The sequence below is a fragment of the Xanthobacter aminoxidans genome, assembly GCF_043193615.1.
Classification (GTDB): Bacteria; Pseudomonadota; Alphaproteobacteria; order Rhizobiales; family Xanthobacteraceae; genus Xanthobacter; species Xanthobacter aminoxidans.
Genome location: NZ_JBAFUS010000002.1, coordinates 283,535 through 305,735, shown reverse-complemented (window position 1 = coordinate 305,735; position 22,201 = coordinate 283,535). Strand labels below are relative to the sequence as shown.

Here is a 22,201-nt window from a genome sequence, read left to right as displayed (position 1 = left end):
TGTGCCAGACGCCACTTTTGACGATCTGCCCGCGCTGGCGCGGCACCTGCGAGACGAGCTCGAGGTGAAGAAGTCCATTCTGATCTATGCCTATAACGGTACTGGCAAGACTCGGTTGTCGACCGCGTTCAAGGACCTCGGCAAGGTGGTGAGCGCTGATGGCGAGACGACAGTGCAGGACACGCTCTATTTCAACGCGTTCACCGAAGACCTTTTCTTTTGGGACAACGATCTGGCCAACGACCGTGCGCGCGTGCTGAAGATCAACAGCAATTCGCGCTTTTTCGCGGGCTTGGGCGAGTTGGAGATGGACAACCGTATCCGCCCTCTGCTGAACCGTTATGCCGATTTCGACTTCAGGATCGATACGACGGAATGGGCGGTCAGTTTTTCGAGGGTGGTGGAAACGGCTGGCACCACTGCCACGGTGGAAGACATCAAGATTTCCCGCGGCGAAGAGAACATTTTCATCTGGTGCTTCTTCCTGGCCATCGTTCAACTCGCCCTTGACGAGGCCGAGGCTTACACGTGGGTCCGCTATGTATACATAGACGATCCCATCTCTTCGCTGGATGAATCCAACGCTGTGATGGTCGCCAATCACCTTTCACAGATGTTAAAGGACGCGCCGAACCGCATTCGGGTCGTTGTGTCGTCGCATCACGTGCTGTTTTTCAACGTACTCTGTAATGAGATGAAGAAGCCACGGATGTACTTCCTGACCCGAAAAAAGCAGGCGGGCGGGCAGACTTTCAAGGTCCAAGAGACCGACAGCACGCCGTTTCTTTACCATCTGGCATCACTGATCGAGATGCACCAGGCGCAGAAATCAGGGGCGCTGTATACTCATCATTTCAATATGTTGCGCCGGGTTATGGAGCAGACCGCCGCTTTCTTTGGTTATGCCAAATGGCACGACTGCATCAAGCCGGAAGCGGACGATCCAAACGAGACGATCTACAAACGGGTTATCGACCTGATGAGCCATGGTGACTACTCGTTATATGAGCCCCGCGAGATGATACCCGAGAACAAGGAGCACTTCGGCAGGCTTCTGAAGCAGTTCATTACGCTGCATCCATTCAGCCCAGCCTTGTTCCCCGAGGATGCACAGGAAGCACAATGAACGACCAAATCCAAAAGCAGCTGGGAAAGACGCTCTGGAATATCGCCGACCAGCTGCGCGGAGCGATGAACGCAGACGATTTCCGCGATTACATGCTGTCTTTCCTCTTTCTGCGCTACCTCTCCGACAACTACGAGGTGGCCGCGAAGAAGGAGCTTGGGCGTGACTACCCCGATCCCAACACGATCGGCAATGGCGGGCGCTCGCCTCTATCTGTGTGGTACGCACACAACCCCGATGATGTCGCGGCTTTTGAAAATCAGATGCGCCTCAAGGCGCACTATGTCATCAAGCCGGAGCACCTCTGGACCAGCATCGCCCATATGGCGCGCACCCAGAACGGCGAGTTGCTGAATACCCTGCAGGCGGGCTTCAAATATATCGAAAACGAGTCGTTCCAGAGCACGTTCGGTGGTCTGTTCTCGGAAATCAATCTCGGCTCTGACAAGCTCGGCCGGACATACGCTGATCGCAACGCCAAACTCTGCGCAATCATCACCGAGATCGCCAAAGGGCTCGCCAACTTCTCCTCCAATGTGGATGCGCTGGGCGACGCCTACGAATATCTGATCGGCCAATTTGCCGCCGGTTCGGGCAAGAAGGCCGGCGAGTTCTATACCCCGCAACAGGTGTCAGACATCCTGTCCGCTATCGTGACGCTCGACAGCCAGGAGCCCGCAACCGGAAAGAAAGACCGGCTCGCGAGCGTGCTCGATTTCGCTTGTGGCTCCGGCTCACTGCTGCTGAACGTGCGCAAGCGTATGGGGCCGCACGGCATCGGCAGAATTTACGGGCAGGAAAAGAACATCACCACCTACAACCTCGCGCGCATGAACATGCTGCTGCACGGCGTGAAAGACACCGAATTCGAGATCTACCACGGCGACACGCTGACCAATGACTGGGACATCCTGCGTGAGTTGAATCCCGCCAAGAAGCCGTCCTTCGATGCCATCGTGGCCAACCCGCCCTTCAGCTTGCGCTGGGACCCGACTGAGGCGATGGGCGACGACGTGCGGTTCAAAAACTACGGGCTGGCGCCGAAGTCGGCGGCGGACTTCGCCTTCCTGCTGCACGGTTTCCACTATCTGAAGGATGACGGCGTCATGGCCATCATCCTTCCACACGGGGTGTTGTTCCGAGGTGGGGCAGAGGAGCGCATCCGCACCAAGCTGCTGAAGGATGGTCATATCGACACGGTCATCGGATTGCCTGCCAACCTGTTCTATTCAACCGGGATACCAGTCTGCATCCTTGTTCTCAAGAAGTGTAAGAAGCCTGATGATGTGCTTTTCATAAACGCGGCTGAGCATTTTGCGAAAGGCAAACGACAGAATCAGCTCACAGAAGAGTACATCGCAAAGATCATCGAGGCCTACCAGTTCCGCAAAGAGGAGGACCGCTACTCCAAGCGTGTGAGCATGGAGCGACTTGCTGAGGAGGGCTATAACCTCAACATCTCTCGCTACATCAGCACCGCTGTTGGCGAGGAGGAGATCGATCTGGCAGCCACGCAAAGGGCGTTGGTCGAGATCGAGAACCAGATCCGGGAGTCGACGGCGAAGCACAACGCTTTCCTGATTGAATTGGGTCTGCCTCCCCTACCGGGGGCAGAGTGAAAACACAGGCCCATTGAGGTTCCGCAATACGGAGGTTGCGAAGGTCTGCGATGGCTCACCCCTCCCCCTTCCACCCCTCCAGCCGATCCGCCCACCACTGCATCATCCGCACCCGCTCCTCCCAATGCTCGCTGCGCGCATAGGCGCGGCGGACCGTATCGGCATCCACGTGGGCGAGCTGGCGCTCGATGGCGTCGGCATTCCACTGTCCGCTTTCGTTGAGCAGCGTCGAGGCGGTGGCGCGGAAGCCGTGGGCGGTGACTTCGTCTTTCCCATAGCCCATGCGGCGGAAGGCGGCGTTGAGCGTGTTTTCCGATATGGGGCGCAGCACCGTCCGCACGCTGGGAAACACGAGACGCCCGCGCCCGGTGAGGGGATGAAGGCCACGCAGTATCTCCACCGCCTGCCGGGGCAGGGGCAAGCGATGGGGGCGGCGCATCTTCATGCGCGCGGCCGGGATCGTCCAGACGGCGCTGTCGAGGTCGAGTTCGCTCCATTCGGCGGCGCGCAATTCGCCGGGACGAGGAAAGAGCAGCGGCAGGAGTAGCAGCGCCGCGCGGGTGGTCGGCTGCCCGTCGAAGGCGTCGAGCGCGCGCAGGAGTGCGCCGAGCGCCACCGCCTCGGTTATGGCGGCACGATGGGTAACGGTGGGAGCGGTGAGGGCGCCGCGCAGCGCGGAGGTTGGATCGCTTTCCGCGCGCGCGGTGGCCATGGCATACCGGAAGACGATGCCGATGGTGGAGCGTAGCCGCCGGGCCGTCTCGTGCCGCCCGCGCGCTTCCACGAGGCGCAAAACGGGCAGGATGTCGGCGGCGCGGATCGCATCGATGGGACGCGCGCCGAGATCGTCATAGGTGAGGCCGAGGAGCCAGCGGACTTTCTCCAGGGTCCGCAAGGCCCGGCCTTCGCGCTCCATCTTGGCGAGAAGCTCCTCGGCCACCGTACGGAAGCTGTCGCCCACGGCCACTGCTTCCACGCGCCGTGTCTCGCGCTTCGCCGCAGATGGATCGACGCCATCGGCGAGCAGTCGCTTTGCCTCCTCCCTCTTCTCGCGGGCCATGGCGAGCGGGATGGTGGGGTAGGGGCCAAGGGAAAGGAGCTTCTCCTTGCCGTCGATGCGGTACTTCAATCGCCAAAGGCGCGAGCCGTTCTGCGTGACTAAGAGGTGAAGGCCTCCGCCATCGGCAAGCTTGTAGGGCTTTTCCGCCGGCTTGGCGTTGCGAAGGGCAATGTCGGTGAGCGGCATTTGGGGGTATCGCGTTTGGGGGTGGCGACCGATACCCCCAACGATACCCCCAATTTCTCCGGATGCAACGGGATCACGGCGGACGAGACCGGACGCATCAAAGGCCAAAACCTTTGATTTTCAACGCTTATCGGACTGTGCCGGATGTCATCGGAGAGGCAGGTGGTGCCGCGGAAGGGATTCGAACCCCCGACCCACGCATTACGAATGCGTTGCTCTACCAGCTGAGCTACCGCGGCACGCGCGCCCTCTATTACGGGGAGGACGGGCGGTTTTCAAGGGTCCGCCGCAACGCATCCCCACGCGCGCCGCACCGGCGGTCGGTCCGGTGCGGCCGGTGTGGGATGGGACAGGCTCAGTAGGTGAGCACGGGCGGCAGCTCCTTGGCCTGCGCCACCCACTTCTCCACCATGCTCTCGGTGGGCAATGCGCGCACCAGCTTGCGCTTGGCGTTCGCCTCGGCCATGGCCTTGGTGAGGTTGGCCGGCACGCGGGTCTTCAGTTCCTTCACCGTGTCGACGCCTGCCGCCTCGAGCAGCTCGGAATATTCCTCGCCCACGCCCTTGATGCGCATCAGGTCGGCCATGTTGGCCCATTTGAGGACGCGGCTCTCGTCGATCCCCGTGGCCGCCGCGAGCTCCTTGCGCAGCTTGGGCGACTTGGCCCTCTCCAGCAGCCCCTCGGTGGTTGTGATCCCGGCCGCTTTCAGCTTCTCCGCATAGACCGCGCCGACGCCTTCGATCTCGATGATGGGATAGGACATGCGACCCCCCTTCGAACCCGGCTTGTGCATGCCGGCAGCAAGATCAGGCCACAATCGTGGGCCGAGTCAACTGCCCCGAGACCCTAGCCGTCACACCACATGGGTCAGGCCGGGCACCGAGCGCACGAGCAGGTTCACGGGTTCCGCGCCAACAGTCTCGCGGGCATAGGCCACGGTCTCGCGGACGGCCAATTGCACCTGCGGCATGGTGAGACCATGGGCCATCATGCGGTCGGCGACCTGCATCAGACGCGCCATGCCGCCGAAATGCCGCTCGGACTGGGCGGTGGCGTCCTCGCGCGGCGCGGCATCAGCGAGCGCCTTAGCCCAGGGGTGGGTTTCGTAGAGGGGCGCCATGGCGCTGGCCGGCGCCTCGCGCGCGAGAAACTGGATGACGATGGCAACCAGGGCCTCGGCCGTCGGGCCATTGACTTCGACACGCTCGGTCAGACGCGCAATCAACTCGTCCATGCCATCTCCTTGCGCCGCATCGCAGGCGAGACTGGCGTGAGATTGCCGGGCATGGCGCACTTTCGCAAGCGTGGCCGGCCGCCAGCGCAGGCCGGCGCCCTCAAGCGCGAGCGGCGCTGCAACGGACTTGCCCGCATCCCGAAGGCGGGCGAAAACTCCCCGATGCCGCGGCCGGACCCGAACGCGCGATTCGGCTGGACCACGTGCCGCGAGTGAGGACACCGCCATGGTCAAGAGCCCAGGGACGAATTCCGGGACGAGCCCTGAACAGAGCGCCCCGGCCGGTGCCGCGCCGCCGGCCGGCCCCTGGAGCCGCACGTCAGTTCCGAGAACCTCGTCCGCAGCGCCGTCCGGCGGGCGGGCGCCGGCGCCCGAATCCGACGGCCGCATCCTCGTGGGACGCAGCTTCCTCGGCCGCAGCGAGGCGGCGGCGACCCACGCCAAGTCCAAGGACGAATATCTCACCCTGCGCCTCGCCAACCGCCACGGCCTCGTCACCGGCGCCACCGGCACCGGCAAGACGGTGACGCTGCAGGTGCTGGCGGAGGGCTTCTCGCGGGCCGGCGTGCCGGTGTTCGCCGCCGACATCAAGGGCGACCTCTCCGGCGTCGCCACCCAAGGCGAGGCCAAGGACTTCCTGCTGAAGCGCGCCGAGGAGGTGGGCATCACCTACACGCCCGACAGCTTCCCGGTGATCTTCTGGGACATGTTCGGCGAGCAGGGCCACCCGGTGCGCGCCACCATCTCCGAGATGGGGCCTCTGCTGCTCGCCCGCCTGATGGGCCTGAACGACACGCAGGAAGGCGTGCTCAACATCGTCTTCCGCATCGCCGACGAGCAGGGACTGCTGCTGCTCGATCTGAAGGATTTGAGGGCCATGCTGGCCCACGTCTCCGCCAATGCGGCGACCCTGACGGCCACCTACGGCAACGTCTCGGCGCAGAGTGTCGGCGCCATCCAGCGCCAGCTCCTCGTGCTGGAGAACCAGGGCGCGGACAAGTTCTTCGGCGAGCCGGCGCTCGACATCGCCGACATCATGCGGGTGGACCGCTCCGGCTACGGCACCATCAACATCCTCGCCGCCGACAAGCTGATGGGCTCGCCGCGCCTCTATGCCTGCTTCCTGCTCTGGCTGCTCTCGGAGCTGTTCGAGCGCCTGCCCGAGGTGGGCGACCCGGACAAGCCCAAGCTCGTCTTCTTCTTCGACGAGGCCCACCTCCTCTTTAACGAGGCGCCCAAAGCGCTGCTGGAGAAGGTGGAGCAGGTGGTGCGGCTCATCCGCTCCAAGGGCGTCGGCGTCTATTTCGTCACCCAGAACCCGCTCGACGTGCCGGAGACGGTTCTCGCCCAGCTCGGCAACCGGGTGCAGCACGCGCTGCGCGCCTTCACCCCCCGTGACCAGAAGGCGGTGAAGGCGGCCGCTGAGACCTTCCGTCCCAATCCGGACCTGGACACGGCAAAGGCCATCATGGAGCTGGGCAAGGGCGAGGCGCTGGTGTCCATGCTCGAGGGCAATGGCATTCCCTCCATGGTGGAACGCACGCTCATCCGGCCGCCCTCCGGCCGCATCGGGCCGCTCACACCCGCCGAGCGCGCGGCCATTCTGGCGAAAAGCCCGGTCGGGCACCTCTACGACACGCCGGTGGATCGCGAATCGGCCTTCGAGATGCTGCAGGCGCGGGCTGAGGAAAAGACCCAGCCGGAGCCGGAGGACGCCGCGCCGTCCTCCGGCGGCAGCATTCTCGACAGCATCCTGGGCGGCGTCCTGGGAACCGCTACGGGTGCGCCGACGCCGCGCGTCCCCTCCCCCACCGGGCGAACCGCCGGTACCGGCTCCACCGGAACCCGGCCCAGCACGCGCATGTCCACCACCGAAGTGGTGGTGCGGCAGGTGGCGCGTTCGGTGGCGACTCAGGTCGGCTCCCAGCTGGGAAAAGCCATCCTGAGAGGCATTCTGGGCAGCATCAGCAAACGGTGACGGGCGGGTGATGGCCTCTGCGCCGGGCCGATCCGGCCGCAGCACGGCTCAAGGTGTTGTCGCACCGTCCGTCGGTACCTAACGGCAGCGTGGCCGCGATCGCGGCGGTCCGGCAGGGCAGCTCAACGGTCGCGGCGTCGAAAGTGTTGCGTCAGAAGACTCCTAGCGGTAGTGTCATAGAGTGTCGGCGGGATTGCGGGGTCGCGTCGGCAGGGATGCTCACCACGCGTGCCCGAGCCTTCTTCCCGTGCGGATGGGGACCGAGGCGCGCCATGACCTGGAGCGCCTCATGAAGGTGTTACCCACTGCCCGCATCGTCCTCCTTGATGCCAATATGGAACGTCGCCAGGCGACGCGCCTCGCTTTGTCCGCCCTCGGGGTCGGATCCGTGCGCGAGGTCGCGTCCATCGACGAAGTGACCGATCCTTCCGCCCAGGGCACCGCCGATGTGCTCGTGGTGCAGGTGGACGATCCCGAGGATGCCCCCACCAATCCCTTCCGCTTCGGTGCCGGCATTCCTGCCGTGCTCGTTGCCGAAGTTCCGGCGCAGCAGCTCGTGCGCATCGCCGGCCGGACCGGCTATGACGCCGCGCTCGGCACGCCCGTCGCGCCGCGGCTGCTCTATCGCCGCATCGGCTCGGTCCTCCAGCGCGCGCGCCGTCTAGGGCGCCCGGCTTCTGCAGTGATCGCTACGCCCGCCGATCTCGTCACCGCCAGCTGATCCGGCGCCTGACCGTCTGGCACCTTGCCAGACGGTCCCGCTACCGCCAGCATCCCAGCGATTCCGGGTCCATCGCGACCCGTGACAGAGGGTGCGCTGGCGGAGGGCGAGATGGCGGCAACGGAACTCGATCCGGTTCTGAAGGCGGTGGATGCGGGGCTCGACGGGGCGCTGGAGCGTCTGTTCGACTTCCTCAGGATTCCGTCCATCTCCACCGACCCCGCCCACGCGGCCGCCTGCCGGAGCGCGGCGGACTGGGTGGCGGGAGAGCTTGAGGCTCTCGGCTTCACCGCCGTCGTCCATCCCACCGCCGGCCATCCGGTGGTGGTCGCCCGCACAGACACCGGTGCATCGCGGCGCGTGCTGTTCTACGGCCATTACGATGTGCAGCCGGTGGACCCGCTGAACCTGTGGGAAACCCCTCCGTTCGAGCCGCGCCTCGGCACCACGCCGGACGGGCGGCGCACCATCGTCGGCCGCGGCGCCTGCGACGACAAAGGGCAGGTGCTGACCTTCCTCGAGGCGCTCCGGGCGTTCCGATCGACCCGCGGCGCGTTGCCGGTGGATGTCACCGTTCTGCTGGAAGGCGAGGAGGAATGCGGCTCGCCCAACCTCCCCGGCTTCCTCGCCGCCCATGCGGGCGAGCTTTCGGCCGATCTCGCGCTCGTTTGCGACACCGGCATGTGGGACCAGCGCACCCCCTCCATCACCAGTTCGCTCCGCGGCATCCTGCACACCGAGCTGACCATCGAGGGTGCCGACCGGGACCTGCATTCCGGCCTGTTCGGCGGCGCCGCGCGCAACCCCATCCATGTGCTGGCGACGATCCTCGCCGACGCCCATGACGCCGACGGCCGGGTGACGCTGCCCGGCTTCTACGACGACGTACGCGAGCCGCCCGCCGAAGTCCGCGCCCGCTGGCAGGAACTGGGGCTCACCGCCGAAGCCTTCCTGAAGCCGGTCGGCCTCTCGGTCCCGGCCGGCGAGAGCGACCGGCTGGTGATCGAACAGATCCAGTCGCGGCCGACCTTCGAGGTCAATGGCATGTTCGGCGGCTATACCGGGGCCGGCACAAAGACCATCATCCCCGCGCGGGCGACCGCCAAGATCTCCTTCCGCCTCGTGGCGGACCAGGACCCGGCCAAGCTGCGGGCCGGCTTCGAAACCTTCGTGGCGGCGCGCGTGCCCGCCGATTGCCGGGCCGTCTTCCACTGGGGCGAGGGCGCCCGCGCCTTCCTCGTGCCGCCGGAGAGCCCGGACCTCGGCCACGCCGCCGGGGCACTTGAGGCGGAGTGGGGTGTCGCTCCGGTCACCATCGGCTCGGGCGGCTCCATCCCCGTGGTGGGCCAGTTCAAGGACCGGCTGGGCGTGGACACCCTTCTGATCGGCTTCGCCCTGGACGACGACCGCGTCCACTCGCCCAACGAGAAGTACGACCTCACGTCGTTCCACAAGGGCACGCGAAGCTGGGTGCGGATTCTCGACGCCCTCGCGCGGCGTTAGCTGCGCCAGGCAAACACGCGCAGCGGTGAGCTGACGCAACGCCAAGACTTTTTCGCGTCGTGCAATCGTGCGAGGAAGGGCACGATACGTCAGCGACGGAACCTGCCATGGCCTCTCCCGCCTCCACCATCGACACGCAGGGCCTCGTCTCGGCGTGGTGGTTCGACGGCAAAGGGGGCGCCGGGCGCATCAAGCCGGAGGAGGCCGTGTCGGCCACCGCCCCCGACGGCGGCTTCATCTGGCTGCATTTTCGTCATCTGCCCCGGATGTCGCAAACCTGGCTGCGGCAGGATGTCGGTCTCGACGCCCCGGCGCTGGAGAGCATGGCGGAGGACCAGTGTCGCCCGCGCTGCGTGATGTTCGCCGATGGTGCCCTGCTCTCCCTGCGCGGCATCAACCTGCAGCGAAACGCGCTGCCGGAGGAGCTGATCACCGTCCACCTGTGGGTGGACGCCCGGCGCATCGTCTCGGTGCAGCACGATTTCCTCTCCGCCATCGCCGACTTCGAGGATGCGCTCGGCCGTGGCCGTTGCCCGCGCTCCCAGGGCGAGTTCGTGGCGGATCTCTCCATGCGCCTCGTGGAACGGGTGGATGCGGTGGTGACGACGCTGATCGAGGAGGCCGACGAACTTGAGGACGCCGTCCTCATCACGGAGACGTCCGAGCTTCTGCCCAAGCTCGCCGTGCTGCGCCGGGTGGCCATCAAGCTGCGCCGCCACATCGCGCCACAGCGCGAGGCGCTCAATCACTTCGCGCTGGAAGACGACCCCTGGATGGGACCCAAGGACAGGAACCGCCTGCGCGATGCCGCCGACCGCGTCGCCCGCTTCTCCGAGGAGCTGGACAGCGTGCGCGAGCGCGCCGCCGTCATCCGCGACCAGATGGTGGACGCACGCGCCGAGCAGATGAACAAGTCCATGCTGGTGCTCGCCGTGGTCACGGTGGTGTTCGCACCCATGACGCTCATCTCGGGCATGTTCGGCATGAATGTGGGCGGCATTCCCGGCAGCAGCGATCCCGCCGCCTTCTGGGCGCTCTCGGTGTTCCTGCTGCTGCTCGGCTTCATCCTCCTGTGGAGCTTCCGCCGGCTGAGATGGATCTGATCTTCCTCTAGGTCATGCAAAGTTCGCGGGGCTGTCGCCGCTGCGTCAAGGATGATGCCGCAGATGCGGTGCGCACGGACCTTTGGAGGTTTCCCATGCGCACCCTGAAATGCTTTGCCCTCGCGCTGCTCGCCGGAGCCGCGTTTGTTTCGCCGGCTCTTTCCCAGGATAAGTCCAGCCAGGACAAGGCCGCGGAAGGCTCCGCCTTCCCGGCCGTCCTCGCCGGCCACGTGGTCCTGCCGGCCGCGACCTTCGTCCCCGCCCCCGCCGACGCGCCGGATGCGCTCAAGACGTCGGGCAAGTTCACCGGCGCCGACCGCGTGCGCATCGATGCCATCGGCAGCGTCAAGGGCGTGAGCGTCCTGTCCAACGCGTCCGCCCCGCGCGAGACCGGCCTTTCCCTGCCGTTCCAGGGCCAGCCGGTGCAGGGCTTCTCCGGCATCGTCTCCGAGGGCGACGGGACGTTCCTGGTGCTCACCGACAACGGCTTCGGCTCCAAGGCCAACTCGCCGGACGCCATGCTGACCGCCCACCGGCTGAAGATGGACTTCAAGGCTGGCACCATCGAGCGCCTGAAGACCATCTTCATCAGCGACCCGGACCGCAAGGTGCCCTACCCGATCACGATGGAAGGCACCGCCACGCGCTACCTGACCGGCTCGGACTTCGATCTCGAATCGATCCAGCGCGTGGGTGACAGCCTGTGGTTCGGCGACGAGTTCGGCCCCTTCCTCATCGAGACCGACCTCGACGGGAAGGTGAAGGCGGTGTTCGAGACCAAGGTGGACGGCAAGGTGGTGCGCTCACCCGATCACCCGGCCGTCACCACGCCCGGCGCGCCGGACGGCAAGGTGGCGTTCAACGTCTATCGCTCCAAGGGCTTCGAGGGCATGGCGCTCTCCCCGGACAAGACGAAGCTCTACGCCCTGCTCGAAGGCCCGCTGTTCGATGCGGCCGCCGGCGGCAAGGAGAAGGTGGGCGAGGCCGAGGTGCTGCGCATCGTCGAGTTCGATCTCGGCAAGCGCGAATGGACCGGCCGCTCGTGGAAGTATCCGTTGGCTGTGGCGGGCAACGCCATCGGCGACTTCAACATGATCGACGACACCCACGGCCTCGTCATCGAGCGTGACAGCCTGGAAGGCTCCCGCTTCAAGGCCTGCGCCGCCGGCAAGGCCGAGCCCTCCTGCTTCGACAAGCCGGCGCAGTTCAAGCGCGTCTACAAGATCGCCTTCTCGCCCGAGACCGCCGGCCAGACGGTGCGCAAGGTCGGCTATATCGACCTCCTCGCCATCAAGGATCCGAACGGCAAGGCGAAGCAGGGTGGCACCGAAGGCGTTCTCGACCTGCCCTTCTTCACCATCGAGGACGTGGTGATGGTGAGCCCCACCGAGATCGTGGTGGGCAACGACAACAACCTGCCCTACTCGGCCGGCCGCAGCCCGCAGAAGAACGACGACAACGAGTTCGTCCTCCTCAGCGTGCCGGAGCTGCTCGGCGCCAAGTGAGCAAGGTGCGGCGGCTCACAGCCGGCGCACGAAAGCAAAAGGCCGGGCGCGAGCCCGGCCTTTTCGATTCGCGATTGGCGGATCGCGTGGGGTGGATCGGCCTATTGGCCGGCCGCGAAGACGCTCGGGAAGGGCCGGCCGCGCACGTCGTAGACGGTGGCGTAGGTGACGCCCTCGCGCTCGACCTTGACCAGCAGCGGCGCCTTCACGTCGGCGCAGTAGAACTCGCCGAGACGCATATAGAAGTCCGCGTTCTTGCTGTCGTACGTCGTCTCGTAGCGCGGACCGAGCTCCGCGGCGGCGGCGAAGTGCGGACCACAGACGGCCACGCGCAGCTTGCGCCCCTGCGGCAGCGTGCGCCGGTGCTGTTCCACATACTCGTCCAGCTCCTCCGTGGCCTGCTTGAAGGCAAGACCCCAGTAATCGAGCATGAACAGGTCGTCCGCGCCCTTGATGCCGCCGACGAAATGGTTGTAGTAGGTATATTCATAAGGGTGCAGGTTGTGGAAATCAACCGCCGGCACCGCGAGACCCACCGCGAACGTTGCAGCCAGGGCGCCCCGGGCGAGGCGCGGAAGCCCCTGCGCCTTCTGCCACAGCCAGGATGCGGCGTAGCCGCCGAGCAGCGCCAGGGCAGGAGTGACGAACACGAAGTGGCGGATGCCGTTGTACATCACCGGGCGGGTGACGACGGTCAGCAGCACCGGGAAGGCCGCCGCAGTCACGATGAGCACCAGCCGGGCGCGCTTCGCCGGCGTATGCTTGCCCACGAACGCCGAGACAATCGCCCCCGCCGCGCCGCCCACCGCAAGGCCGAGGAACAGCTCGGGCATCTGCACGGAGAAGAGCGTCGGCACATAGGTGCGCGGCATGTCCGGCACGAGGATGGGCCTGCCCTCGAACATCTCGCGCCAGGGAACTTCCCAGAAGTGGGAATAGTATTTCAGGGCCACGAGCGGATTGAGCGGTTCCGCGACGCCCCAGGGCCAAACGATGCCCAGCACGAAATAGGCGAGCGGCAGACCCAGCATCAGCAGGCCGGTGAAGCGCAGGGTGCGCAGCAGCGCCGGCTTGATCCCGAGGCGCACGCATTCCACAGCCAGCACAAAGGCGATGGCCGCCGCCAGATACACGCCGCAGAGCAGCCCGAGGACGCGCGTGCCGATGGCCAGGCCCAGGAACAGGCCGAAGAGCGTCACCGTGCGCGGCGAAGGCTGCGGGAATTCATCGAACGCGCGAATGCAGGCATAGAGCACGCCGGCCACGGCGACGGCGAAGGGCGCGTCCTTCGCATTCATGAACATGTGCCCGTAATAGAGCGGGCAGATCATCAGCAGCGCGACGGCGGCAACGCCGCCCCAGGGCCCGGCGAGCCGCCGGCCAGCCCGCCACACCAGCACGAAGCCGATGACGCCGACCAAGCCCCCCAGAAGCCGGCGGATGTCGAAGACATCGACGAAGGGCAGCGCCTTGGCGAGGGCCGCTGCGGCGAGGTCGAACCCGCCGCCGTAGTAATAGAGGTTGACGAAGGAAAAGACCTTCCGGTGCGTCAGCCCTGACGAGAAATAGGAATAGAGCAGATCGCCATACTGGGAGTGGGTGAAGTCATCCCAGCCGAGGCCGTAGTCGGAGAAGGTGAGGGCGGCGATGACCGCCACACCCGCGATCAGGACAAGGGCGCAGGCGTCCGCAATCGCGCCCGGCCGACGTTCGATATCGAGGAACGACATTGATGGAGGATCCCGAACCCAACTCCTGTCGCGCCGATTCCAGGATCGCTCCCGGGCCCCCAGCGCGATACGCCACCATAATACCGCAGATGGCTACGCGGATCACAGCTAAGATGGAGTAGAGGAGGATCGCAACAAAATTATGCTGTAGGTTGCAAAAAATTAAGGCAGCTTCGGGAGCAATTACGGCAGCGTCGCTGACCAATGGTAAGGTTAAGCGGCTAAATGTTCTTGGGAGGCAGAGTCGATCACTGGCGGGAAAAGAAAAACGCAGCCGCCGCGTCTTAGATGGGCACTTGCGCGCCGGAGTTGCATCCGGGCATTGCCCCCGCCCCGCATACCCCATGCGGGCCCGCGCGCTCCAAGGAGGCGCAGGCCCGGGAGGGAAACCGTCAGACGGCCTTGCCGTAAAGCTCGGCCACGTAGTCCCAGTTGATCAGGTGGTCGACGAACGCCTTCAGGTAGTCGGGGCGGCGGTTGCGGTAGTCGATGTAGTAGGAGTGCTCCCACACGTCGACGCCGAGAATCGGGGTCGCGCCCTGCACCAGCGGGTTCTCGCCATTGGCGCTCTTCAGCACGACGAGCTTGCCGTCCTTGAGCGCGAGCCAGGCCCAGCCCGAACCGAACTGGCCGACACCGGCGGCGATGAAGTCCTCCTTGAACTTCTCGACCGAGCCGATGTCCTCGATGATCTTCTTCTCGATCTCACCGGGGATGGGGCCGCCGCCGTTGGGCTTCATCCAATTCCAGAAATGGAGGTGGTTGTAGTGCTGGCCGGCATTGTTGAAGAGCGGGGCGTTCTTGCCGAACGAGCCCACGACGATCTCCTCAAGGGTTTTCCCTTCAAATTCAGTTCCCTTTAGGAGATTGTTGCCATTGTTGACATAAGCGAGATGGTGCTTGTCGTGATGGTATTCCAGCGTTTCGCGCGACATGTACGGCGCAAGCGCGTCATAGGCATAGGGCAGGTCGGGCAGCGTGAAGGACATGAAACATCTCCGCAATCTATCCGGCATTTCGCCCGGGGCGAAATCGCTGCCCCGGTGCCATACCGGGTATACGACATGTCCGAGCGTGGACCTAGATAGGGTCGTGCTCGCCATCAAACAACCTTGAAGCGGCCGATTTTCGCGCCGAGGTACCACCTTTGATTAGACCGGCTGAGGCCGGCATGCGGAAGCGGGGTGCGAGATGTGGTGGTTCCTGGTCCTTCTCGGCGTTCTTATCGCTCTGGCCGGGCTTGCGGTCATCGGCCTCGGGGTGACGATCTACGTCTCGGCCTTCGGCAATACCCTCATCACCACCGGCGCCGTCGCCGCCTCGGGTGGCTTTGTCATCACCGCCATGGGGCTGGTGCTGCGCCAGCTTGACCGGTTGACCCGGCAGATCGAGCGTTCCTATCCGGCCGGGGAGGCCGAGGCCGAGGAAGCCGCAGCGCAGCCGGCGGCCCGTTCCGCCCGCGCCGGCCGCAGCGCGACGCCGCGCCTCTCCGTGGATGATCTGCTCTCCCCCGAGGAGGCGGACGCCGAGGCCGCAGCGCCTCCGGCCCGTGACCGCGCGGCCGAACGGCCGCAGGAGCGTCCGCAAGAGCGCGCCCCCGAGCGCCAGCAAGAGCGCCAACCCGAGCGCCAAACTGACCGCCCGCCCGCGCCGCGCCGACCCGCCGGCCCCTCCCCGCTGCTTCCTCCCCCGGAGGCCGGCCAGCCGGCCGACCCGATGGTCGAGGCCCGACGCCAGCGGCTTCAGCGCGGTCCCGAGCCCGCCCCGGAGGCGCCGGCCGCCCCGCCTGCGCCGCCCCGCCCGCGCACCGGCTATGAGCCGCCGCCCCGCCCGGCCCGCGCCGCCCCCGAGACGCCGCCTCCGGTGCCCGCGCCGGCCCCCGCCCGCGAGCCCGACGAACCGCGCATCCTGAAGTCCGGCATCGTCGGCGGCATGGCCTACACCCTCTATTCGGACGGCTCGATCCAGGCCGAGCTGCCCACCGGCGTGGTCCGCTTCGCCTCGCTGCAGGAGCTGCGCGACCACGTGGCCCAGGCCCAGCAGGGCGGCTGAGCGGCACCCGTCGCCCCGCCGGGCGGCGGAGCGGATTTGCCGGATCGGGACGCCCGCTCTATTGAGCGGCAGCGTTCCCCGCCCGGCGAAGCCGGCGCCCAGAGGTCATTCCGTCCGATGTTCCCGCAAGATACCGGCTCGCCCTTCGACGACATCCGCCAGCTCGTCGCCACCCTGCCCGGCCCCAACGAGGGCGCCCGCGAGGCGGCGATCGCCCGGCAGGAACAGCTGGTGAAGCCGCCGGGCGCTTTGGGGCGGCTCGAAGCCATCGCCGCCCATCTCTCCGCCTGGCAGGGCAATTCCATGCCCACGGTCAATCGCCCCATGGTCGCGGTGTTCGCCGCGACCCACGGCGTGGCCGACCGCGGCGTCTCGCCCTATCCCGGCGCCGTGACCAAGCAGATGATGGCCACCTTCACCGCCGGCAAGGCGGCGGTGAACCAGATCTGCGCCACCTTCGACGCCGGATTGCGGGTGTTCGACCTCGCGCTCGACTATCCGACCCCTGATATCACAACGAACGCCGCCCTCGACGAGAAGGCCTGCGCCGCCACCATGGCCTTCGGCATGGAGGCCATTGCCGGCGGCTCGGACCTGCTCTGCCTCGGCGAGATGGGCATCGGCAACACCACGGTCGCCGCCGCCATCTGCCACGGCCTCTATGGGGGCACGGCGGAGGAATGGGTGGGCGCCGGCACCGGCGCCTCCGGCGAGGTGCTGGAGCGCAAGATCGCCGCCGTGCGCGACGCCGTCGCCTTCCACAAGGACCACCTGTCCGATCCGCTGGAAGTGTTGCGCCGCCTCGGCGGGCGGGAGATCGCCGCCATCGCCGGCGCCATCATCGCCGCGCGGCACGAAAAGGTGCCGGTGGTGCTGGACGGCTTTGTGGTGACGGCAGCTGCCGCCGTGCTTCACGCCCTGAACCCGGCCGCCCTCGACCATTGCCTCGCCGGCCATGTCTCGGCGGAGAAGGCCCATCGCCAGTTGCTGGACCGGCTCGGCCTCGTGCCCCTCCTCGATCTCGGCATGCGGCTGGGCGAAGGCTCGGGCGCCGCGCTCTCCATCGGCGTGGTGAAGGCCGCCGTGGCGTGCCATCGCGGCATGGCGACCTTCGCCGAGGCCGGCGTCTCAGAGGGTTGAACTCAGGCCCCTCGCAAGGTCCGGGCGGGCGGGAACGTCACGCGCGCCCGCGTTCCGCCTCCGGCGCGGCGGGAAAGCTCCAGCTCCCCGCCATGCAGGGCGGCGAGCCCCCGGGCGATTGCGAGACCGAGGCCCGCGCCACGGCCGGTTGCGAGATCGAGCCGGCTCTCGCGGGCATGGGCGCCGCCCAGCGGCAGCTCGCTGTCGGCTATGCCCGGTCCGCTGTCCTCGACGATAAGGACGGCACCGCCCTTTGCGTCCACGGCCGCGACGAGCCGTACCTGCCCCTCCAGGGGCGTGAATTTCACCGCATTTGCCAAGAGGTTGAGGGCGATCTGCCGGATCGCCCTCTCATCGCCCCACAGCCGGGGCGTGCCAAGCCGTTCCAGGGACAGACTGAGGCGCCGCTCCGCCGCGAGGGGGCGCATCATCGCCAGGCAGTCTTCGGCCAGCACATCGAGCCGCACCGGGGTTTCCACCAGCGTGCGGTGCCCGCTCTCGATGCGCGCGAGGTCGAGCAGGTCGTCGGCGAGCGCCAGCAGGTGCCGGCCGGCGCCGTGGATGTCGCGGGCATAGCCGGCATAGGCGGGCACCCGGTGTGGGCCGAGCACCTCCTCCGCCATCATCTCGGAAAAGCCCATCACGGTGTTGAGCGGGGTGCGCAGCTCGTGGCTCATCTCGGCGAGAAATCGAGATTTCGCAAGGCTTTCCGCCACCACCCGCCGGCTTTCCGCCTCGGCGGCCAGGGCCCGCGCCTCGGCGGCTGCCCGCTCCGCATCGAGGCGCCGGACATGCTTTGCCACGCGCATGAAGGCGAAGGCCGCGCCTGCGGCGCCCAGGATCGCACCCGCAAGCCCCGCGGCGAGACCACCCGCCAGAGCGAGACCACCAGAGGCGAGGATCGCCAGCAGGATCAAGGCCTTGGACGTGACCGTCGGCGCCGCGAATCCCTCCCCCGCTTGCGCCGGCTCCGGTTGGGAGGCCGCGGCGTTGCCGAGCGGGAGGCAGAGGGGGCCGGACATGCGGCGGAAGCCCTTCGCGGTCGGAGTGTCGGTGGAATCGACGACCCTGCGTGACGTCACCTTGGTCCCGACTCCTGCGGCAGGTAGGTTAACGATTGGTTAACGCCCCCGCCCCATCCTCCCGGCCAAACGTGCGACGCCCATCGCGCAACCGAGGTCGGATCGTTCAACCCTATGCGTCTGTTCGATATTTTGCGCGCCGCCGTCATCCTCGCCGTGCTCGCCGCCGCCGTGGAAATGCTGTCGCGCGCCGAGCATCTGGACGGGCGTGCCGAGGCGGTGGATGGCGACACGCTGGACATTGCCGGCACCCACGTCCGCCTCGCCGGCATCGACGCGCCGGAGCTGCGCCAGACCTGCGAGAGCGACGGCCGCCCGTGGCGCTGCGGGGAGGCGGCGCGGGCTGCGCTCGAAGAGGCGCTGGCCGGCGGCCCGGTATCCTGCCGGGCCGAGAAGCGCGACAAATACAGGCGGCCACTCGGTTTCTGCACTGTCGGCGGCACCGACATCGCCGCGCTGATGGTCCAGAAAGGACTGGCCGTCGCCTATCTGGGCAAGGCCTACCAAGGCGAGGAGGCGGAGGCCCGGACGGCGCGGCGGGGCCTGTGGGCGGGCAGCTTCCAGCCTCCCGCCGACTACCGGACCGCGCATCCGCGCACGCCCTGAACGCGGAACGGGCGGACGGAACGAGCGGACCTTGCGCGGTCGCCGCAGGCATGGTTTTTCGCTGGCCATAAATGTCACGACAGGGGAAACGCGCCGCCATGAAGCTCTATGACACCAACCGGGCGCCGAACCCGCGCCGGGTTCGCATCTTCCTGGCGGAAAAGGGAATTTCCGTCCCGCTGGTGCCCGTCGACCTGGGCAAGGGTGAGCACAAGAGCACCGAATTCACCGGCCTCAATCCCCGCCAGCGCGTGCCCCTGCTGGTGCTGGACGATGGCACCGCCATCGCTGAAACCATGGCGATCTGCCGTTATTTCGAGGCCTTGCAGCCCGAGCCCAACCTGTTCGGCCACACGCCGCAGGAGCAGGGGCTGGTGGAAATGTGGCAGCGGCGGGTGGAGCTGGATCTGTTCTATCCCATCATGATGGTGCTGCGGCATCTCAACCCGGCCATGGCCCAGATGGAGGTGCCGCAGGTGCCGGAATGGGGCGAGGCGAACAAGCCCAAGGTCTTGGCCGCGCTCGGCTTTTTCAACGACCAGCTGGCCGACCGGGCATTCGTGGCGGGCTCCCGTTTCTCGGTGGCGGACATCACCATGCTGGTGGCGGTGGATTTCCTGCGGGTGATCCGCACCGAGGTGCCGGAGCACCACACCCACCTCAAGCGCTGGTACGACGTCGTCTCCCAGCGGCCGAGTGCAAAGGCTTGAAATCATGAAGCTAAAGGTGGTGGGTTGCGGCGATGCGTTCGGCTCGGGCGGGCGGGGAAATTCCTGCTACCGCATCGAGACGGACGGGCATGTCGCAACCCTCGACTTCGGTGCGAGTTCACCCGTTCAAATGCACCGGTTCGGCATGGATTCCAGTGCGGTTCGGCAGGTGTTCATCAGCCATCTGCATGGCGATCACTTCGGTGGCCTGCCGTTCCTCCTGCTCGACGGCCAGTTCGTCCACCGCCGGAGCGAGTCGCTGACCATCATCGGCCCACCCGGTACCAAGGTACGGATGGACGCGGCCATGGAGGTGCTGTTCCCGAAGATGGCCAGCAATGCCTGGCGGTTCGACTTCGAGGTCAAGGAGGTGGAGCCCGGCTCGACCTCTCGGCACGGCCCCTTCACCCTCACCACCGCCGAGGTGATCCACGGCTCGGGCGCGCCCTCCACCGCGCTCAGGGTCTCGGACGGCAAGCGCACCCTCGCCTTCTCCGGCGACACGGAGTGGACGGACGCGCTCCTGCCCATCGCCCATGGCGCCGACCTCTTCATCTGCGAGTGCTTCGCCTTCGCCGGCAGTCCGCACGGCCACATGGCCTACGAGACCATCGCCGCCAGGCGGGAGGCTCTGGGCGCCAAGCACATCCTGCTCACCCATATGGGCGACGAGATGTGGGCGCGGCGGGATGAGGTGGACAAGGCCCATTTCACCGTGGCCGAGGACGGGCTTGAGCGCGACATCTGAGGACGACCTCGACGCGCTCGTCGCGCGCATCCGCGCCTGCCGGGTGTGCCGGGAGACGCCGCGCGGGGCGCCCCTGCCGCACACGCCGCGACCGGTGCTGCGTGTGTCCGCCACCGCCTCCATCCTGGTGGCGAGCCAGGCGCCGGGGACGAAGGTGCACCTTTCGGGCCTGCCCTTCACCGATGCCTCGGGCGATCGGCTGCGGGCCTGGATGGGGGTGGACAAGGACACCTTCTACGATGCCGCCCACATCGCCATCGCCCCCATGGGCTTCTGCTTTCCGGGGCAGGATGCCTCAGGGGGCGACCTGCCGCCCCGGCGGGAATGCGTCGCCACCTGGCACGACACGCTGTTCGCCACTTTGCCGCCGTTCCGGCTGATCCTCGCCGTGGGGCGGCCGGCGCAGGCCTATCACCTCGCCCGCCTTGGCCTCGCGGCGCATTTGAAGCCGAGCCTCACCGAGACGGTGGCCAACTGGCGGGCGGTGCGCGCGGCGGGGGAAACGCTCGCCCAGCCGGTGGCGGCCTATACCCTGCCCCACCCCTCATGGCGCAACACCGGCTGGCTGAAGAAGAACCCCTATTTCGAGGCCGAGCTGCTGCCCCAGCTTCAGGCGGACATCGCGAGGGCGCTCGGGCGGGGCTGAGTGGGCGGGCGCTCCAGGAGAACGACGGCCACGCCTTTGCGCAGGCCGCACGCCCTCTCCCCTTGCGGGAGAGGGCTGGGGTGAGGGGTATTGCCCCATTTGCCCCAGCACCGGGACTGCGCGGCCAGCCCCCTCACCCCCGTCCCCTCTCCCGCGAGGGGAGAGGGGGGCCGCCCCATAACCGCCCTCGCGCCCCGGACGCATGCAGCGCCAGCGGAATGCGCGCCGGGGCCCAGCGCAAGGGGCCGCCGAAGACACTTCCGAATCCCACCGCTCTCAGGCTTCGTCCCGCTGCGCGGGACTTTTTGCGCTGGTCCCCGGATCGGCGCTCCACCTTCGGTGTCGCTTGTCCGGGGAACGAAGGTGCCGGCGGCGCCGTCGCCGGTGCGGAGACCCTCCTCAAATCCGCAGGCGCGCCCACAGGATGAAGCCGGCGGCGGCCACGGCGGCGGCGCCCACCAGCGCCACGAACAGGGCGGACTGGTCGAGCCACGCCACGGCCGGCACGCACAGGGCCATGAACACGCCGTTCAGCCCCATGCGCCACGATTGGGTGTGCACGCCCGCCACGAAGCTGCCCAGCGCTAGCAGCAGCAGCACGATGAGGCTGGTGGAATCCGCATCCGCCACCGCCTGCACGCTCGGCAGGAACACGAGGTTCATGGCGGCAAGGAAGGCGCCCCAGTGGAGGATCTGCGTCACCACCAGCCGCACGCGCTGCTCTTTCAGCGCCGCGCGCCGCCAGCCGGCGAAGATGCCCACCGCGCAGCTCGCCACCGCCACGAATTCCCAGAACGTGACCAGCGGCCGACGGGTCATCGCCACATAGGCGACGCCACCAACCGTAAGGGCGAGGATGGCGAGATAGGGCCCCTCGCGCAGCCAGAAGTCGCGGCCTGCGCTCGCGTCCGTGGCTGCGCCACCCGCCGTGCGATTGTCCACCATCCCGGTCTCTCCCGCCTCGCGCCGCGCGCACCCTCTGGACGTGCACCCGCTGGATCGATTCAATCTGCTCGGATCATCCACCCGAACGCAACGGAAGTCCCATGCGTATTCCCAGCACCGATGTCGTGACCGAAATCAGCGGGCTGCGGGTGCTCCTGTGCGCGGCCGACGCGGCACCCATCGCCAGCGAGGGCGACACGGACGATCTGCTCGGCACGGCGTTCGGCGAGGGGGCGGAGCTCATTGCCATTCCGGCGGCGCGCCTCAGCCCGGACTTCTTCCGGCTGGCGAGCGGGCTTGCGGGGCGCATCACCCAGCGCTTCGTGAACTATCGCCTGCGCGTCGCCGTCATCGGCGACATCTCGGCCCATCTGGCGGTGAGCGGGCCACTGCGCGACTTCGTGCGCGAGGCCAATGGCGGCGAGAGCCTCTGGTTCGTCGGGACGGTGGAGGAATTGACCGAGCGCCTCAAGGGTACGGCCGCGCGGGGATAGCCTCCCCGCGCGC

Annotated in this window: 21 protein-coding genes and 1 tRNA gene; 14 read left to right on the top strand and 8 right to left on the bottom strand. The window is 67.1% G+C overall.

Annotated elements, in window-relative coordinates; genetic code table 11:
• Position 1 precedes the first annotated feature (1 nt).
• Both V5F74_RS10415 and V5F74_RS10410 read left to right on the top strand, forming a co-directional pair.
• Positions 2-1,126: an AAA family ATPase gene (locus V5F74_RS10415; protein ID WP_394007845.1), complete on the top strand. Its 1,125-nt coding sequence runs from the start codon at positions 2-4 to the stop codon at positions 1,124-1,126.
• Positions 1,123-2,745: a type I restriction-modification system subunit M gene (locus V5F74_RS10410; RefSeq protein ID WP_394007843.1), complete on the top strand. Its 1,623-nt coding sequence runs from the start codon at positions 1,123-1,125 to the stop codon at positions 2,743-2,745. Before V5F74_RS10415 ends, V5F74_RS10410 begins: the two co-directional genes overlap by 4 nt.
• A 55-nt stretch (positions 2,746-2,800) precedes the next feature.
• Here the strand turns inward: V5F74_RS10410 and V5F74_RS10405 are convergent, their stop codons facing one another.
• The 4 genes from V5F74_RS10405 to V5F74_RS10390 form a co-directional block, all read right to left on the bottom strand.
• Positions 2,801-3,991: a tyrosine-type recombinase/integrase gene (locus V5F74_RS10405; RefSeq protein ID WP_394007841.1), complete on the bottom strand. Its 1,191-nt coding sequence runs from the start codon at positions 3,989-3,991 to the stop codon at positions 2,801-2,803.
• Positions 3,992-4,154: 163 nt separating this feature from the next.
• Positions 4,155-4,230: transfer RNA gene (locus V5F74_RS10400), tRNA-Thr, on the bottom strand.
• Between the two features lie 116 nt (positions 4,231-4,346).
• Positions 4,347-4,754 carry a DUF4332 domain-containing protein gene (locus V5F74_RS10395; protein WP_024277975.1) on the bottom strand — a complete coding sequence of 136 codons (408 nt, stop codon included), beginning with the start codon at positions 4,752-4,754 and terminating at the stop codon, positions 4,347-4,349.
• Positions 4,755-4,844: 90 nt separating this feature from the next.
• Positions 4,845-5,225 (bottom strand): hypothetical protein, encoded by a 381-nt coding sequence (locus V5F74_RS10390; protein WP_394007839.1) that lies wholly within the window; start codon positions 5,223-5,225, stop codon positions 4,845-4,847.
• A gap of 226 nt (positions 5,226-5,451) precedes the next feature.
• Between V5F74_RS10390 and V5F74_RS10385 the strand changes: the two genes are divergently transcribed.
• From V5F74_RS10385 to V5F74_RS10365, 5 genes are all read left to right on the top strand, one after another.
• The gene (locus V5F74_RS10385) at positions 5,452-7,203 is read left to right on the top strand and encodes a helicase HerA-like C-terminal domain-containing protein (protein WP_394007837.1); all 1,752 of its coding nucleotides are present in this window, start codon (positions 5,452-5,454) and stop codon (positions 7,201-7,203) included.
• 289 nt (positions 7,204-7,492) lie between these two features.
• Complete coding sequence (locus tag V5F74_RS10380; RefSeq protein WP_156026210.1) at positions 7,493-7,924, top strand: ANTAR domain-containing protein; 432 nt, start codon at positions 7,493-7,495, stop codon at positions 7,922-7,924.
• A 111-nt stretch (positions 7,925-8,035) separates the two neighbouring features.
• Complete coding sequence (locus V5F74_RS10375; RefSeq protein ID WP_394007835.1) at positions 8,036-9,427, top strand: M20/M25/M40 family metallo-hydrolase; 1,392 nt, start codon at positions 8,036-8,038, stop codon at positions 9,425-9,427.
• Between the two features lie 107 nt (positions 9,428-9,534).
• A complete protein-coding gene (locus V5F74_RS10370) occupies positions 9,535-10,530 on the top strand; it encodes a zinc transporter ZntB (protein ID WP_394007833.1) in 996 nt (331 codons plus the stop codon).
• A gap of 95 nt (positions 10,531-10,625) precedes the next feature.
• The gene (locus V5F74_RS10365; protein WP_029555039.1) at positions 10,626-12,035 is read left to right on the top strand and encodes an esterase-like activity of phytase family protein; all 1,410 of its coding nucleotides are present in this window, start codon (positions 10,626-10,628) and stop codon (positions 12,033-12,035) included.
• A gap of 101 nt (positions 12,036-12,136) precedes the next feature.
• Here the strand turns inward: V5F74_RS10365 and V5F74_RS10360 are convergent, their stop codons facing one another.
• Both V5F74_RS10360 and V5F74_RS10355 read right to left on the bottom strand, forming a co-directional pair.
• Positions 12,137-13,765, bottom strand: a complete 1,629-nt coding sequence (locus tag V5F74_RS10360; protein WP_394007831.1) for an ArnT family glycosyltransferase — start codon at positions 13,763-13,765, stop codon at positions 12,137-12,139.
• Between the two features lie 392 nt (positions 13,766-14,157).
• Complete coding sequence (locus tag V5F74_RS10355) at positions 14,158-14,754, bottom strand: superoxide dismutase (protein WP_024277967.1); 597 nt, start codon at positions 14,752-14,754, stop codon at positions 14,158-14,160.
• A gap of 202 nt (positions 14,755-14,956) precedes the next feature.
• Here V5F74_RS10355 and V5F74_RS10350 point away from each other — a divergent pair, with 202 nt between their 5' ends.
• Together V5F74_RS10350 and cobT are read left to right on the top strand one after the other, a co-directional pair.
• A complete protein-coding gene (locus V5F74_RS10350; protein ID WP_394007829.1) occupies positions 14,957-15,817 on the top strand; it encodes a hypothetical protein in 861 nt (286 codons plus the stop codon).
• A gap of 117 nt (positions 15,818-15,934) precedes the next feature.
• Positions 15,935-16,957, top strand: coding sequence for a nicotinate-nucleotide--dimethylbenzimidazole phosphoribosyltransferase (gene cobT, locus V5F74_RS10345; protein ID WP_029555043.1), 1,023 nt, complete (start codon positions 15,935-15,937; stop codon positions 16,955-16,957).
• A gap of 2 nt (positions 16,958-16,959) precedes the next feature.
• Here cobT and V5F74_RS10340 read toward each other — a convergent pair whose 3' ends face one another.
• Positions 16,960-18,039: a sensor histidine kinase gene (locus V5F74_RS10340; protein ID WP_051678717.1), complete on the bottom strand. Its 1,080-nt coding sequence runs from the start codon at positions 18,037-18,039 to the stop codon at positions 16,960-16,962.
• Between the two features lie 114 nt (positions 18,040-18,153).
• Here V5F74_RS10340 and V5F74_RS10335 point away from each other — a divergent pair, with 114 nt between their 5' ends.
• The 4 genes from V5F74_RS10335 (at position 18,154) to V5F74_RS10320 (ending at position 20,749) form a co-directional block, all read left to right on the top strand.
• Positions 18,154-18,645, top strand: coding sequence for a thermonuclease family protein (locus tag V5F74_RS10335; RefSeq protein ID WP_394007826.1), 492 nt, complete (start codon positions 18,154-18,156; stop codon positions 18,643-18,645).
• Between the two features lie 98 nt (positions 18,646-18,743).
• Positions 18,744-19,355 (top strand): glutathione S-transferase family protein, encoded by a 612-nt coding sequence (locus V5F74_RS10330; protein WP_394007824.1) that lies wholly within the window; start codon positions 18,744-18,746, stop codon positions 19,353-19,355.
• Between the two features lie 4 nt (positions 19,356-19,359).
• Entirely contained in the window at positions 19,360-20,103 is a 744-nt protein-coding gene (locus tag V5F74_RS10325; protein WP_394007822.1) for an MBL fold metallo-hydrolase, read from the top strand.
• Positions 20,045-20,749: a uracil-DNA glycosylase family protein gene (locus tag V5F74_RS10320; RefSeq protein ID WP_394007821.1), complete on the top strand. Its 705-nt coding sequence runs from the start codon at positions 20,045-20,047 to the stop codon at positions 20,747-20,749. Before V5F74_RS10325 ends, V5F74_RS10320 begins: the two co-directional genes overlap by 59 nt.
• A gap of 399 nt (positions 20,750-21,148) precedes the next feature.
• Here the strand turns inward: V5F74_RS10320 and V5F74_RS10315 are convergent, their stop codons facing one another.
• A complete protein-coding gene (locus V5F74_RS10315; RefSeq protein ID WP_394007819.1) occupies positions 21,149-21,694 on the bottom strand; it encodes a hypothetical protein in 546 nt (181 codons plus the stop codon).
• A 101-nt stretch (positions 21,695-21,795) separates the two neighbouring features.
• Here V5F74_RS10315 and V5F74_RS10310 point away from each other — a divergent pair, with 101 nt between their 5' ends.
• Entirely contained in the window at positions 21,796-22,188 is a 393-nt protein-coding gene (locus V5F74_RS10310; protein WP_029555050.1) for a DUF4180 domain-containing protein, read from the top strand.
• The last annotated feature ends 13 nt before the right edge of the window (positions 22,189-22,201 follow it).

Bases quoted from the DNA above. Each gene is read 5' to 3' on its own strand.
- V5F74_RS10410 (WP_394007843.1), top strand. From the start codon at position 1,123: ATGAACGACCAAATCCAAAAGCAGCTGGGAAAGACGCTCTGGAATATC.
- V5F74_RS10335 (WP_394007826.1), top strand. From the start codon at position 18,154: ATGCGTCTGTTCGATATTTTGCGCGCCGCCGTCATCCTCGCCGTGCTC.
- V5F74_RS10385 (WP_394007837.1), top strand. From the start codon at position 5,452: ATGGTCAAGAGCCCAGGGACGAATTCCGGGACGAGCCCTGAACAGAGC.
- V5F74_RS10330 (WP_394007824.1), top strand. From the start codon at position 18,744: ATGAAGCTCTATGACACCAACCGGGCGCCGAACCCGCGCCGGGTTCGC.
- V5F74_RS10350 (WP_394007829.1), top strand. From the start codon at position 14,957: ATGTGGTGGTTCCTGGTCCTTCTCGGCGTTCTTATCGCTCTGGCCGGG.
- V5F74_RS10405 (WP_394007841.1), bottom strand. From the start codon at position 3,991: ATGCCGCTCACCGACATTGCCCTTCGCAACGCCAAGCCGGCGGAAAAG.
- V5F74_RS10315 (WP_394007819.1), bottom strand. From the start codon at position 21,694: ATGGTGGACAATCGCACGGCGGGTGGCGCAGCCACGGACGCGAGCGCA.
- V5F74_RS10320 (WP_394007821.1), top strand. From the start codon at position 20,045: ATGAGGTGGACAAGGCCCATTTCACCGTGGCCGAGGACGGGCTTGAGC.
- V5F74_RS10375 (WP_394007835.1), top strand. From the start codon at position 8,036: ATGGCGGCAACGGAACTCGATCCGGTTCTGAAGGCGGTGGATGCGGGG.
- V5F74_RS10370 (WP_394007833.1), top strand. From the start codon at position 9,535: ATGGCCTCTCCCGCCTCCACCATCGACACGCAGGGCCTCGTCTCGGCG.
- V5F74_RS10395 (WP_024277975.1), bottom strand. From the start codon at position 4,754: ATGTCCTATCCCATCATCGAGATCGAAGGCGTCGGCGCGGTCTATGCG.
- V5F74_RS10380 (WP_156026210.1), top strand. From the start codon at position 7,493: ATGAAGGTGTTACCCACTGCCCGCATCGTCCTCCTTGATGCCAATATG.
- V5F74_RS10355 (WP_024277967.1), bottom strand. From the start codon at position 14,754: ATGTCCTTCACGCTGCCCGACCTGCCCTATGCCTATGACGCGCTTGCG.
- V5F74_RS10310 (WP_029555050.1), top strand. From the start codon at position 21,796: ATGCGTATTCCCAGCACCGATGTCGTGACCGAAATCAGCGGGCTGCGG.
- cobT (WP_029555043.1), top strand. From the start codon at position 15,935: ATGTTCCCGCAAGATACCGGCTCGCCCTTCGACGACATCCGCCAGCTC.
- V5F74_RS10360 (WP_394007831.1), bottom strand. From the start codon at position 13,765: ATGTCGTTCCTCGATATCGAACGTCGGCCGGGCGCGATTGCGGACGCC.
- V5F74_RS10365 (WP_029555039.1), top strand. From the start codon at position 10,626: ATGCGCACCCTGAAATGCTTTGCCCTCGCGCTGCTCGCCGGAGCCGCG.
- V5F74_RS10390 (WP_394007839.1), bottom strand. From the start codon at position 5,225: ATGGACGAGTTGATTGCGCGTCTGACCGAGCGTGTCGAAGTCAATGGC.
- V5F74_RS10325 (WP_394007822.1), top strand. From the start codon at position 19,360: ATGAAGCTAAAGGTGGTGGGTTGCGGCGATGCGTTCGGCTCGGGCGGG.